At 41.8% G+C, this 13,005-nt stretch carries 17 protein-coding genes and 1 tRNA gene; 9 read left to right on the top strand and 9 right to left on the bottom strand.

Annotation, left to right across the window (positions count from 1 at the left end; all coding sequences use genetic code 11):
• Positions 1-122: 122 nt before the first annotated feature.
• From ACCM36_RS04810 to ACCM36_RS04790, 5 genes are all read left to right on the top strand, one after another.
• Positions 123-1,418, top strand: a complete 1,296-nt coding sequence (locus ACCM36_RS04810) for an ATP-binding protein (RefSeq protein WP_370572607.1) — start codon at positions 123-125, stop codon at positions 1,416-1,418.
• A gap of 146 nt (positions 1,419-1,564) precedes the next feature.
• Positions 1,565-2,047, top strand: a complete 483-nt coding sequence (locus tag ACCM36_RS04805) for a 3-isopropylmalate dehydratase small subunit (protein ID WP_370572606.1) — start codon at positions 1,565-1,567, stop codon at positions 2,045-2,047.
• Positions 2,048-2,083: 36 nt separating this feature from the next.
• Complete coding sequence (locus ACCM36_RS04800; protein ID WP_370572605.1) at positions 2,084-3,211, top strand: isocitrate/isopropylmalate dehydrogenase family protein; 1,128 nt, start codon at positions 2,084-2,086, stop codon at positions 3,209-3,211.
• Positions 3,212-3,483: 272 nt separating this feature from the next.
• Positions 3,484-4,035, top strand: a complete 552-nt coding sequence (locus tag ACCM36_RS04795) for a B12-binding domain-containing protein (protein ID WP_370572604.1) — start codon at positions 3,484-3,486, stop codon at positions 4,033-4,035.
• Between the two features lie 239 nt (positions 4,036-4,274).
• The gene (locus ACCM36_RS04790; RefSeq protein ID WP_370572603.1) at positions 4,275-4,586 is read left to right on the top strand and encodes a hypothetical protein; all 312 of its coding nucleotides are present in this window, start codon (positions 4,275-4,277) and stop codon (positions 4,584-4,586) included.
• Between the two features lie 61 nt (positions 4,587-4,647).
• Here the strand turns inward: ACCM36_RS04790 and pyrH are convergent, their stop codons facing one another.
• The 9 genes from pyrH to ACCM36_RS04745 form a co-directional block, all read right to left on the bottom strand.
• Positions 4,648-5,352 carry a UMP kinase gene (pyrH, locus tag ACCM36_RS04785; RefSeq protein WP_370572602.1) on the bottom strand — a complete coding sequence of 235 codons (705 nt, stop codon included), beginning with the start codon at positions 5,350-5,352 and terminating at the stop codon, positions 4,648-4,650.
• A 20-nt stretch (positions 5,353-5,372) separates the two neighbouring features.
• Positions 5,373-6,104, bottom strand: a complete 732-nt coding sequence (locus ACCM36_RS04780; protein ID WP_370572601.1) for a hypothetical protein — start codon at positions 6,102-6,104, stop codon at positions 5,373-5,375.
• A gap of 21 nt (positions 6,105-6,125) precedes the next feature.
• Positions 6,126-7,157 (bottom strand): aspartate-semialdehyde dehydrogenase, encoded by a 1,032-nt coding sequence (gene asd / locus ACCM36_RS04775; RefSeq protein WP_370572600.1) that lies wholly within the window; start codon positions 7,155-7,157, stop codon positions 6,126-6,128.
• A gap of 58 nt (positions 7,158-7,215) precedes the next feature.
• Positions 7,216-7,392 carry a 4Fe-4S binding protein gene (locus tag ACCM36_RS04770; protein WP_370572599.1) on the bottom strand — a complete coding sequence of 59 codons (177 nt, stop codon included), beginning with the start codon at positions 7,390-7,392 and terminating at the stop codon, positions 7,216-7,218.
• Positions 7,393-7,555: 163 nt separating this feature from the next.
• Positions 7,556-8,296, bottom strand: a complete 741-nt coding sequence (locus ACCM36_RS04765) for a hypothetical protein (protein ID WP_370572598.1) — start codon at positions 8,294-8,296, stop codon at positions 7,556-7,558.
• Positions 8,280-8,720 (bottom strand): hypothetical protein, encoded by a 441-nt coding sequence (locus ACCM36_RS04760; protein ID WP_370572597.1) that lies wholly within the window; start codon positions 8,718-8,720, stop codon positions 8,280-8,282. The genes ACCM36_RS04765 and ACCM36_RS04760 overlap by 17 nt, the downstream gene beginning before the upstream one ends.
• Positions 8,717-9,175, bottom strand: coding sequence for a hypothetical protein (locus ACCM36_RS04755; RefSeq protein WP_370572596.1), 459 nt, complete (start codon positions 9,173-9,175; stop codon positions 8,717-8,719). Before ACCM36_RS04755 ends, ACCM36_RS04760 begins: the two co-directional genes overlap by 4 nt.
• Positions 9,163-9,675, bottom strand: coding sequence for a hypothetical protein (locus tag ACCM36_RS04750; RefSeq protein WP_370572595.1), 513 nt, complete (start codon positions 9,673-9,675; stop codon positions 9,163-9,165). The genes ACCM36_RS04755 and ACCM36_RS04750 overlap by 13 nt, the downstream gene beginning before the upstream one ends.
• Positions 9,675-10,646, bottom strand: a complete 972-nt coding sequence (locus tag ACCM36_RS04745; protein WP_370572594.1) for a hypothetical protein — start codon at positions 10,644-10,646, stop codon at positions 9,675-9,677. The genes ACCM36_RS04750 and ACCM36_RS04745 overlap by 1 nt, the downstream gene beginning before the upstream one ends.
• Before the next feature lie 174 nt (positions 10,647-10,820).
• Here ACCM36_RS04745 and ACCM36_RS04740 point away from each other — a divergent pair, with 174 nt between their 5' ends.
• The 4 genes from ACCM36_RS04740 (at position 10,821) to ACCM36_RS04725 (ending at position 12,981) form a co-directional block, all read left to right on the top strand.
• Positions 10,821-11,252 (top strand): peptidylprolyl isomerase, encoded by a 432-nt coding sequence (locus tag ACCM36_RS04740; protein ID WP_370572593.1) that lies wholly within the window; start codon positions 10,821-10,823, stop codon positions 11,250-11,252.
• A 189-nt stretch (positions 11,253-11,441) separates the two neighbouring features.
• Entirely contained in the window at positions 11,442-12,116 is a 675-nt protein-coding gene (locus ACCM36_RS04735; RefSeq protein ID WP_370572592.1) for a winged helix-turn-helix domain-containing protein/riboflavin kinase, read from the top strand.
• Between the two features lies 1 nt (position 12,117).
• Positions 12,118-12,888: a 3,4-dihydroxy-2-butanone-4-phosphate synthase gene (ribB, locus tag ACCM36_RS04730; RefSeq protein ID WP_370572591.1), complete on the top strand. Its 771-nt coding sequence runs from the start codon at positions 12,118-12,120 to the stop codon at positions 12,886-12,888.
• An 18-nt stretch (positions 12,889-12,906) separates the two neighbouring features.
• A tRNA-Pro gene (locus ACCM36_RS04725) sits at positions 12,907-12,981 on the top strand.
• Positions 12,982-13,005: the final 24 nt, after the last annotated feature.

The raw sequence follows: 13,005 nt of genomic DNA, 5'->3' as shown, positions 1-13,005 counted from the left end.
AATTTCCCAGGGACTCTGCCTTACTTTTATTATTACTTAAAACAATATCTTTTGTAGATACATATCTGGGACACATAACAACAGATGGAAATAAATATATATGTTGCCTATTTTTCCCATGTATGAATTCTATCTCTGATACTTTTGGAGCAGGTGTTGCCAAAAACCGTTATGTTCTTGGCAGAAGAAATAAAGAAGAACAAGGGCTTCTTAATCTTGGAAGATATCTTGCACTGGATGGCTCAGCTGCTTCTTATGTAGGATTGGATGCGCTTGGGCCTCACTGTATCCTTATATGTGGAAAAAGAGGATATGGAAAATCTTATACCATGGGCACCCTGATAGAAGAACTTTCGTTACTTCCTGATGACATAAGGAATAATATCGCTTCCCTTGTAATCGATACCATGGGGATCTTCTGGACAATGAAAAAATCTAATGAACCACAGAAAAGTTTACTGAAGCAATGGTCCCTCGCCCCAAAAGAAATAGACATAAAAGTATTCGTACCTTCCGGAAGTGTAAAAAAATATGATGAACAAAAAATTGAAGTCCTCCCGTTCTCTATACCTATTTCTGCAATGGATGGCTATTCTTGGTGCAAACTTTTCAGTATAGATGAAGTATCTCCGCTGGGAGTGCTGCTTATCAGAGTGATTGCAGAACTCAGATCAATATATGAAAGTTTTTCATTTGATTCCATAATGGACATGGTAATAGAGGACGAAAGAGCTGACAATGTAACAAAGAATGCTGCTGAGAACTACATAAGAACTGCATCTTCATGGGGAATTTTCACAGAAGAAGGAGTTCATGTAAAAGACCTTGTGCGTAGAGGCTGCACAACAGTGCTGGATGTTAGCACCCTTAAAGATCTTAATGTAAGAGCAGCTGTAATTGGGCAGATCAGCAAGGAAATATATTACCAGCGCCTTGAGGCACGCAGATCAGAAGAACGTATGTTAATGGGCCATGTACAAAATAACACATGTATGCCAATGACATGGATGTTCATAGATGAGGCGCATCTCTTTGTACCCAATAGAAACAAGACACTTGCTTCAGACGTACTTACCAATGAATGGCTGCGACAGGGCAGGCAGCCGGGACTTTCACTTATTCTTGCCACACAACGTCCTTCCGCCCTTGACCCTGAAGTCACTTCACAATCAGATATACTGATATGTCATCGTCTGACAGCAGCTGAAGATATCAATGCTCTTGAATCATTCAGACCAAGCTACATGAAAGAGAACATTGGTGATTCTATCCGGAAAATGGGAATGGAACAGGGAATAGCTTTCATACTTGACGACACCACCGAGGCGGCTCATGTGATAAGGATGCGCCCACGGCTTAGCTGGCATGGGGGCAATGAACCCAGTGCATTGGACCATAAACACAAAAAAAATGAATGAAATGCGACCCTTTATAGGACATATGCACTTTTAGCCACTTTACATTAGTATTATTTAGGATTATTGTATTTAGGTACTTGATGTCAGTTACTGGAAACCTGGCAAAATAACCATCATTAATATATTATACGTTTGGCTGTGATAATATGAAAGGAAAAGTTTGGAAATTTGGTGATGATATAGATACCGATGCCGTTATCCCGGGCAGGTATCTTATAATGAACACACCCAAAGAACTTGCAGCACATGCTTTTGAGGGAGTGAGACCTGAATTCCCCAAGAAAGTACAAGAGAATGATATAATTGTTGCAGGTAACAATTTTGGCTGCGGGTCTTCGAGAGAACATGCACCTTTGGCCCTTAAAGGAACAAAGATAAGCTGCGTAATAGCAAAATCATTCGCACGCATATTTTTCAGAAATGCCATCAATATAGGAGTTCCACTTTTGGAATGCCCGGACACGGACAGGATAGATGATGGAGATACCCTTGATGTAGACCTTGCCACCGGAGTTATAAAGAACATTACGAAGAATGAGCAGTATCAGGCCAGCCCACTGCCAGATTTTGTAAGGGGAATTGTGAATTCCGGTGGCCTCATAGAGTACGCCAAGAAGATGGTAAGGTAAATGCAAAGATAATATCAATTTCAGAAAGGAAGAAACATGACACAGTACAAGATTCCAGTTATCTCTGGCGATGGCATTGGACCAGAGATCATTGCTGAAGGTAAGAAGGTTATAGACGCTGCGGGTGAGAAGTTCGGATTCGATGTTGAGTGGGTGGAATTCCCTCTGGGAGCTGATCACTACCTGCAGACAGGGGAATTGATTTCCCTTGATACGCTCACAGAACTTTCCAATTACCCTGTGATATACCTTGGTTCCATCGGAGACCCAAGAATTGAACCCGGAGTTCTGGAAAAGGGCATTCTTCTGGCAGCAAGGTTCTATTTCGACCAGTACGTGAACCTAAGGCCAATAAAATTGCTCGAGGGCGTGTGGACACCTGTGAAGGACAAAACTCCCCAGGACATAGATTTCACTGTGGTAAGGGAGAATACCGAAGACTTTTACATAGGTATCGGCGGAAAGGCTCGAAAAGGAGTTAGCAAGAATTTGCTGGAAGTTAAAAGAAATCTTTATTCAGCCAAGTTCGGCCTTGACATTGAGACAGATAGCGATGAGATCGCTTATCAGATAGGCATGATCTCAAAGGAAGGAACCAGAAGGGTAATCAAATACGCTTTTGACCTTGCTATGAAAAAAAAGAAACACGTATCTTCAGTGGACAAGGCGAATGTACTTTCCGATATATATGGGTTTTGGAGACAGGAGTTTAAGGACATAGCCTCAGGTTATCCTGAAGTAACAACTGACTTCAACTATGTGGATGCTATCACCATGTGGTTTGTGAAAAACCCTGAATGGTTCGATGTAGTTGTTGCTCCTAACATGTTTGGTGACATAATCACAGATCTCGGTGCAATGGTACAAGGCGGCCTTGGACTCGCCCCAGGAGGCAATATCAACCCAGAGGGCACGAGCATGTTCGAGCCCATACATGGTTCTGCACCAAAGTATAAGGGACAAAACAAGGTAAACCCCATAGCTACGATCTGGGCAGGTTCCCTTATGCTGGAGCAGCTGGGGGAAAAAGAGGCTGCAGATGCAATAATTGCTTCTATTGAAAAGAATATCCTTGACAATAAGGTAAAGACTTACGATATGGGTGGCACATCAACTACATCCGACGTAGGTAACGATATTGCAAGAATAGTTTCTTCAATATAAGATGCAATACCTGCAATTGCAGGTATTTATATTTTTTATAAGTGCACTATTTGTTCTTTAAGACCAACAAAAAGTATCATTTTTCTAAATTTGTTGTGATTTTGTTTGAGAAAGACATCTCACATAATACAATTTTTCTTTTTTTATTAAAAATAATAGATTAATAATGATTTATCATTTAGTACTCGCAAGATTTAAATACATCTCTGTTTTTGTCCAATATGTTACAATGTTCCTGCCTTACCTTTGAGGGGAATGCGGGAGGTATTATTGTGCTACAAACTAATTTGGAAAAAACAAAAGAAAGTATCCTTTTCAGGATAAAAAAAGCTATTAAGGAATTTGATGAAAAGGCAGTAAAGTCAGCTGTAACAGAAGGCATACAGAAGGGAATAGATCCCGTGATACTTGCCGATGAAGGTTGCATAGCAGCCATGAGAGAGATAGGAGATATGTTTGAAGCAGATGAAGTATTACTGCTTCAGGTGCTTGCTGCATCCACAACCATGAAAACGGGCATGGACATCCTAGCTCCTGAAATTGAAAAAATGCATGCTGAACTCAAACACCATGATAAAGCTGTCATCAGTGCACAAAACGAAGATGAGAATTCAATAAAGAGATCTATCCTGGAAATAATGTTAATGGTAAACGACTTCGATGTTATAGAACTCACAGAGAATGAATCTATAGTAGATTTCATTGAAAAGGATAGTACTTTTTCAAACATTCCCACCAACTGTAAAGAGCAGCTTAATGAAGTGATACATTCCCATCCCGAAGCTGCAATATTACAGCTCTGCGAGGGTTCTGACAAAATTTGACAAGAACCTTTATCTTGTACTATTTTTTACTACTTTTTATTTTTATATTCTCTCCATTTCCCACATTTACTGTAGATTCTGGATGGCTGGAAAGACCACCTCATTATTATGACAATAAGCATATACTGTTGTATAGAAATCCTTATATAATATATTTCTCTTTTTTCAAATAGAGCTTAGAACTAATAAATAAGCCACAGATTACAAAATAAGTTCGAAAAACGAAGGAAGCGATCAGCATGGATAAAACTATAACGGATCTGGAAAAGAACCTTGATACTCTCCACGAAATGTTCAGGAAATACGCTCAAGTATCTCAGCAGTACCAGAAGCAAATCTCTGATTCAAACATTAGTGAAGAAAGGAAGACAGAACTGTTGGAAAAGCTGAAAGCTGAAAACGAAAAAGTACAAAGGGCAAAAATGCAGATCCAGCAGTTAGAAATGAACCTGGAAGCTATGAAGGAATCAAAAACTAAAATTAACCCAGGTACTACTGTAGAAAGTGAGAAGAAAACAGAAGACACTGCTTATCTTGTAGCATATTGCTGATTATCTCTTCTCTCCTCCTGTGACAGGGCTTCATCCATTATACGGATAAACCTGCCACAGTTTATCCAAGGATCCGTGTACCCAGATGAACTCCTTTATGAGATCCGGAACCTTTACTTTCCTGTATAATGACATCTGCCACGTTCATAGGGTTGGCCCCATGCATAACAATGGTATTAATGTTACAGCGCTCTATGATCTTGGCTGCCAGAGGGTCCACAGGTGATTGAGAACCAGCCTTCATCTCGGTGGAGATAACTATCTTTACAAGTTCCTTCGTGGTCATGGTCTCATACTTGACCGCAGTAGGATCTTTCTTAGGATCAGCAGAATATACTCCGTCGACAGATGTTGCAATAACAATAAGATCAGCTTTAAGGTATTCAGCAACTATGGCAGTCACGGCATCGGTGGTCTGTCCGGGAATAACCCCTCCCATGACAACGATCTTGCCTGAAGAAAGCGCTTTCCATGCCTCCTTGTAATCAAGAGGTGGTTCCGGGTATGCATCCTCCCCCAGCGCTGTAATAAGTAACTGTGCATTCAAACGGGTTATTGAGATGCCGATGTAATCAGATTCAGCTTCATTAGCTCCCAAGCTCTTTGCAGTCCTTATGTAATCTCTGGCAGCAACACCCCCGCCAGTAACGACTACTAGTTTGTGTTCTTTCGCTAGTATTTTGAGCACATCGGCATAGGCACGGAAACTCTCAGGACTCAGGTCCTTTGCAAGAATGGACCCCCCAACTGATAATGCAATTAACATGATGATCCTGGGGATTTAAGTCATTCATGATTCATATATATAACTAGTAACCCCAAGATAAACAGGGTCCAAAGACCTGTAAAACCCGGTATGAAAGTGCTTATGGACAGAGGAGAGCGTTTGACTCCCATCTGTTCACTATAGAGGATATTACCGTTGATAAGACCTGTAACACTAACAGTGGTTCCGGCCAGAAGGTCTGTGGCACCATAGTAGGATACCCGAAGGGTTTGGCCAGTTTCCGGGCTTGACAGGTAAACCATATACTCCCCCATGGTTGCTTTGATTTCTGTAATATTACCCGTGACTGTGACATATTTACCGTTAAAGTCAGAAGGATTGGAATTGATATTTTTTATTTCCACGTCACCTACTTGTACAGTGGGGTAATGCAGGACATACTTTGGATAAAATAGTCCCCCTTCCAGAGGTTCATCTCGGAACTCCCCAGTGAGTTTGATACCATCCCCGATATTAAAACCAGTGAACAGGGAACTATCGGTGATTTCCACTTTTAATTCGTAGCCTTCCTGAACAATGATCACAAGGTTTTTGTCTATCTCTGAAATGTTGCCCACAACACTGATCTTGCGATAGGCCATTGTGCTGTCATACTTTGCGGGATCTTCTGCAAGTTCTGACAGAGGTACTACCTCAAGCTCGAAAATATTAATTATATCTGATGCAGCAACGTCCGATATATTTCCCATTGCCAGCAACCCGATCAATAAGAATGCAATCAGACGGTGCATCACATCATCTCCTGTTACTTTTCAAAGTTTGCCTTGTTTGTGCAGTAGTTCAGCGTTGAGCACACTGGCACCAGCAGCTCCACGAATGGTATTGTGCCCCATCAGAACGTAGCGTATACCTTCTCTTATGCGTCCTACGCTGATACTCATTCCATTACCCATATTGCGGTCAAGGCGGGGCTGTGGCCTGTCAGCCTCATCCCTTACTATGAGCACCTTTTCCGGCTCAGTGGGCAAGTCACCCAAATGAGGGTTGAAATTGAGGAATTCCTGCCTTACCTGCGCAGGAGTGGGATTATCCCTCATAGTTATCCACACTGCTTCAGTGTGTCCGTCCATAACAGGCACTCTGTTACAAGAAGCGCTCAATTTAAAATCAGCATTTATTATCTCTGAGCCGTTGAACTCACCCAGGAGCTTGAGAGGTTCGGTTTCCATTTTCTCCTCTTCACTTCCTATGTAGGGTATTACATTGTCAAGGATGGCCATTGATGGAACACCTTCATACCCTGCACCAGATATAGCCTGCATTGTGGCCACATTTACGTTCTGGATGCCAAATTTCATGAGCGGTTTTAGTGTAGCTACCAGCATGACCGTAGAACAGTTAGGATTCGTAATGATATATCCATCCCAACCTCTCTTATCCTGCTGGACTTCTATAAGCCCAAGATGATCTGCATTGACTTCCGGTACCACAAGAGGAACATCTTTGTCCATACGATACGCAGAGGCATTGCTTGCCACAGCAAAACCCTGTTTTGCGAAATCTGCTTCCACTGTTTTTGCAAGGCTTGCAGGCAATGCAGAGAAAACAACATCTGCATCAACCTTGGTGGGGTCAACAGGCACAATTTCCATATCTGCAACGTCATCCGGAAGTTTTACATCCAACCTCCAGTTAGCCGCATTCTTGTACTTCTTCCCTGCACTCTTTTCGGAAGCAGCGAGGGAGGTGATCTCAAACCATGGATGGTCGGCAAGTGCTTGTATGAACCTCTGTCCGACAGCTCCTGTAGCACCCAATATTCCGGCTCTGATTGGCTCTGCCATATTGTAACCTCGAAGAAAAGAAAACGATCAGAAAAATAGGAAAAGATTGATCAATACTTTATTCCATTGATATAGCGCTGGTTGGGCACACATCAACACATGCACCGCAGTCCAGACACTCGTTAGCATCGACTACTGCAATGTTGTCGCCATTCAGTGAGATTGCCTCTGCGGGGCACTCATCAATACATGTTCCACAGCCTACGCATTCATTGACATTGATTACTGCAACCATATTTTTTTACTCTCCGTGCTTTTATGACAATCGTTACTATATATAGCAATTATCGAATATACGATAAGCCAACTCAGATAAAAACTTATCGATATTCGGATGCGATTCACCGGGAGTTCATAGATTAGCTTCTGAAATACCTTCTAAACAATATTCGTCAATTTCATGTAATAGAAACATCTACTTCATGGCTGCCTATAATAAGCCAGGTCTGAAGCCTGCTGGCAGATACGCTTGACGGGCTGGAACTGATTATATCGAAACCATTTTCTTCAAGATATCTTCCCCATTGACTGGCATATGCACTATTAATTGTAACAGTGACATCCACTTTCTCTGAAGGTTTAATCAGATAACTTGAATTGTGTTCCATATTTATGCTTGCAATCCCATTCCCACCTGTGGAGCGTCGACCATTGACACTTACCACACCTATAGTGGTCATGTTATCGTTCTTGATTCTGCCTGTATAGATAGGGGGTTTGGATACCATCATTGCCCCAGATGGATGTTGTTTCATCCACAATCCACCATTTTCATAAGTCAATACATTGTCATTCTTAGTGAATTCGATCTCTCCTGTAGAATAGTTATAAGAATGACTCGTACTGTCACTATAACTGATAAATATCGAGGAGCGATTATCAATAGATAAAGTAGAAGAGTGCAATTTGATCTTCATTGTTTTCACGGGCACCTGCTCAAATGCGACCCTTTTCATGTCACTTTGCAAAACAATGAAACTCTGCTGAGCATTTTCAAACACACTGGATTCAATATGCTCTTGTAGTATCGGGTATCCTAATATATAGATCATGCTCATAGACAATATCACGATGGAGAACATCAAAATAAATCCTACTGTCTCGGAGACGGCAGCATCATTCCTATTTTCTTGAGTCATAGCTGATCCTGTGATTTATTTCACTGCTTGAAACCGTACCATTGATAGGGATCGTAGTCGCGATTCCACTTATTGTAACGCTTGTTTCCTCACCCGAGGAAGATTTTAGTTCAAATATCTGATCTGTCATGGCAAGGTTGGCGTTTATGGTGTAAGATTCACCGCCAACTTCCGCAGGTATAATGTAATCAGATTCTATCACACCATTTTCCGGAAGTATAAGATACATATCAGTAACAAGAGTGCTCATCATATTACCTATATCACCAAACTCATTCTGAATCACGGTCTCTTTTGGCCCTTTTATCATCATATCACTAAAGCTCATATACAGCAGACCAAAAAGAGTGATGAACAGCATTGAGAACAAGATGTACTCCATAGTCACAGAAATAGCATCTTCGTTACTAAAGAGATGTTTCATGATTCCACCTCAATAATCTCTGGTTCAGAAGAATAGTAGGTCATACCATTGTTATATGTTATATTAACCCATACAGTATTGAGATTAGAAGTATTCCCCGCCATAGATGTCAGGTTCATTGCACTGAGATCGAGTGTGATCCTCTCCCCATGACCTGCATATAGCATCGCCATCTGTTCCGTATAATTCTCAAAAAGTAGACGATAATTACTTTCTGTACTGTTGCTCTGGTTAAGTTCACGAGCAAGTTCTGTCATGTATACGCAGCTTTCCCTTGTCTGTGAGGTGATATCTCTAATCTGGTGCTTTGGAAATTCCAAGACAGCATTCGACGAATGATAACCAGTGATCATCGCCTGATTCACCAGTATTGTGAGAATTACCAGTGAAAAACATAGAACAAATCCTGAGAGGATAATCAATTGCCCTGAAGTGTCTTCCCTTAAACCTGCCATACTGTAAGCCTCACCTCTACCATTTGGAGTTTATCAGATGCTATTGACCACTTCCCTTTAGCCGCACTAACTGTGGAATTTGTAAGCATGACAGTCCGGCGTGCAACTGCTGCATCTTCTGTAGGATAACCGTGGAGAATAGTGGTGTTTGTGACCAAACTGCCATTTTGAATATATGACAAGTCTAAATTATAGAGGAATCCCGGCAACAATAAGGAGAGCTCACTGTCCAGATAAGGCAAACTATTATGATCCATAGTAGCGTCTTTCATATCCCACCCTGAAACACATTCTGTAAGATTGGCACCTGTTGCATACGATGGAGCAACATCCAGTAAAGTAAGAGTGTCATATGCCATTTGCTCAAACTGGACATCGATCATCATCTCATGTTGAGGAGTCATCACCGTAGCACTTTGAGTGATGATCACAACGGTCATTGTGATAAGTAAGGCTGCTCCAAGTCCCTCTAGGGTCTGGAGTTGAGCTTTATCGTCCATCACCACACCTCCACTATGAGCAAAGCAGGCTCGTATCTTTTCTCAATGTTGTCCTCGTAACTTGAAGAAATAGAGCCTTGTGGGAAAAACACATCATTGAAATTAAGTCTCAGTTGATAAGATGTATTCGAAAAAAAGAGACTACTATTGAGATCTATCCGCAAGCTATCGTTATTTACAAGCGGGCTAGAATTTATGTATGAACCGAAGTTCCTGTAAAGTGGCCTCGTTTGTACAGTGTAATTTGAAGATGGAAGTAAGACTGAACCATTCAGGCTGGCATTTATAAATGCAGCATTAGAACCTGAGATATTGAAATTGGTTATCTGTATTGTAATGTTCTCTGTTACAGGGCCTATAATACGAATGTTTGCCATATTTTCATTTCCTGCATAACTGCTCATAGACCTGCCATCAAAAACAGAAATATTACCTGTTTCAAGGAGCACTATCCGAGTCATTTTAGCCATGTTTTGACCAGGTAGCAATGAACTGCCTATAACCATGGTATGATTGTCCATTACCACCGGTTTTCCATCCATCAAAAAAGATATGTTGTATCCATAGTTCATCTGGGTACCTTTGACACTGTCGAACAGGCCGAGCTTGCGTATAAACTCCGTTTCATTGAGTTCACTTAATTGCTTAAACTTGATCAGTTTCTCTTTCGAAAGCATATTGGGAGTTTCTGTGAGCCTGGAATTTACGTCATCATCTGCAGCAAGACCTATACGTTGCACGTTTGAGGAATGTGCTTCCCAATCAGTGCGGCTGGATGTGCTGTTTGACCACCAGCCGGGGTCTTCTGTAAGAATACAGGAAGTGCGGTATGCGGCATAGCCAAGCTTTTCCTCTCCAGCAAAGCCGGAGATAAAAATACCGGGAACAAACTGTACTGTAAAACCTATAGCAATGAGCACCAATGAAACTCCCAGCAGGAAGTCCATGGCAATCTGACCTCTATCATCCATCGGATTTATTATGTAACTCTTTTTATAAAAATATTGTGACATAAGTCTGGATGAGCATTAGTATCATATGCGCACAATTGTATTATATAGCATTAATAAAAACAGCCAAAAAAATAGACAATAGAAATGCTTAAATCAGTCACATCCGTTAAGCACTTGAAATAAGGTGGGATAATGAAGAAAGCTACCATTGAGACCGAGAAAGGTAATATCGTCCTGGAACTGTTCGAAAAAGATGCTCCGAAAACTGTGGAAAACTTTGAAAAGCTCATAAAACAGGGATTCTACGATGGACTGACATTTCACAGAGTTATTCCCAACTTTGTTATTCAGGGAGGATGTCCAAAGGGAAATGGCACAGGTGGGCCGGGCTACACAATCAAATGTGAAACAAAAGGCAATCCACGCAAACATGGCAAAGGTGCTTTATCCATGGCACATGCCGGTAAGGACACAGGCGGTAGCCAGTTCTTTATCACTCACTCGCCCCAGCCACACCTGGATGGAGTCCATACAGTATTTGGACAGGTAATTGAGGGCATGGATGTTGTCAACAAAATAAAACCTAAAGATGTGATGAAAAAGGTTACCATCTCTGAAGAATGAGATGAGATATCATCCCCATTCTTCTCTTTTTACTTATCTACGCATAATTGATTCTGCATGATAATATTATTTGTTTTTCACCAATATTGTCATTGGAAATGAGATTATGAAAAAACTTCTATCAAAACCTTTATCTATGCATCGTCTCAAATATGAGTTTCATCTCGAATCTGAGATGGGACTTTTATTATGTATGCTGCAGAACCTTTAAAGAAATTGGCACTTCTTGGTGCTATCGAAAATCTTATAAAAATCTCTTCTGCTGAGTTTGCGCAGTATACCACCACCAGTTCCAAAACAGCAGCGAGGTTGCTCAAACAGCTTGAAGAGGACAAATACATAGAACGCCAACTTGTTCCAGGTGGACAGAAAATCATGCTCACTTGCAATGGAGTAGACCTACTGCGTAAGGAATACGCTGAATACCAGCGCATTTTCTGCCGCAATGGTACAGACATCGAGCTATACGGCCATGTCATAGCAGGCCTTGGAGAAGGGCAATACTACATCGCACAGCATGGATATATGTCACAGTTCTCTGAAAAACTGGGTTTCCAACCATTCCCGGGAACTCTGAATATAAAACTTAATGAAGCTAATGTTGCAATGCGCCAGCTAATGGATTGCACAGAACCGGTCTGTATACAGGGTTTCAACGACGGAGAGCGTACCTTCGGCGCTGGGAAGTGTTATCCGATTAGAATCAATGGAATAAAGAGCGCGGTCATTGTCCCGGAAAGAACACATTATCCAACCAATCTGCTGGAAATAATAGCTCCCGTAAACCTACGGGAAAAACTTCATTTAAAAGATGGAGACGAAGTGAACATAGTAGTGGAGAAAACAGACAAATGTGAGGGCTAAAATGACAGGTATGACAGGCGGGCAAGGATACAGCAATAACATAGTGAAGGCTATAGATGCCATAAGGCAAGGTAAGATGTTCCTGCTTTTTGATGCCGAGGGCAGGGAAGCCGAAACAGACCTTACTATTCTTGCACAGGCTGTGAAGCCTGAAGATGTGAAGCTCATGCGCAAGGACGGGGGCGGGCTTATATGTGTGGCCTTAGACCCTGTGGCCTGTGAAGAGATAGGATTGCCTTTTATGGCAGACGTGGTTCGTTCTGCACATGAATGCAGCAGTACCCTTGGAACTACTGTAGAAAAGGGAGGCGACCTTCGATATGATTCACGTTCTTCTTTCTCAATCTGGGTAAACCACAGAGATACCCGCACAGGAATTCCTGACAATGACCGGGCCATTACAATCAAAAAATTAGGAGATATTGTGGAGCAAGTGCTTGCAGGAGAAGAAGTTAACTTTGGCTCCGAATTCCGTACCCCTGGCCATGTGGCAACCCTTAGAGCAGCAAAAGGATTGATAAATGAGAGGCTTGGCCAGACTGAACTCTCTATTGCACTTGCCAAGATAGCCGATGTCACTCCAGCCATGGTTGTGTGTGAGATGCTGGATGACAACACGGGAAGAGCTTTGCCTAAAGAAGATGCGAAAGCCTATGCTGAGAAACATGAAATGATATTTATCGAAGGTTCAGAGGTCATAGAAGCATACAATATCTGGGCCTCAGCTATACCAACCCCATCGGAAAAAGAGATATACTACAATGTACATTAGGGTATGCTTGTCCCTTATGGGGCCGTAGGGTAGCCTGGACCATCCTACTAGACTGGGGGTCTAGTGACTGGAGTTCAAATCTCCACGGCCCCATTGATCATATTTTTCTTTAAATAT

The sequence above is a fragment of the Methanomethylovorans sp. genome, assembly GCF_041305605.1.
GTDB lineage: Archaea > Halobacteriota > Methanosarcinia > Methanosarcinales > Methanosarcinaceae > Methanomethylovorans.
This window is presented reverse-complemented; position numbering and strand designations above follow the sequence as displayed.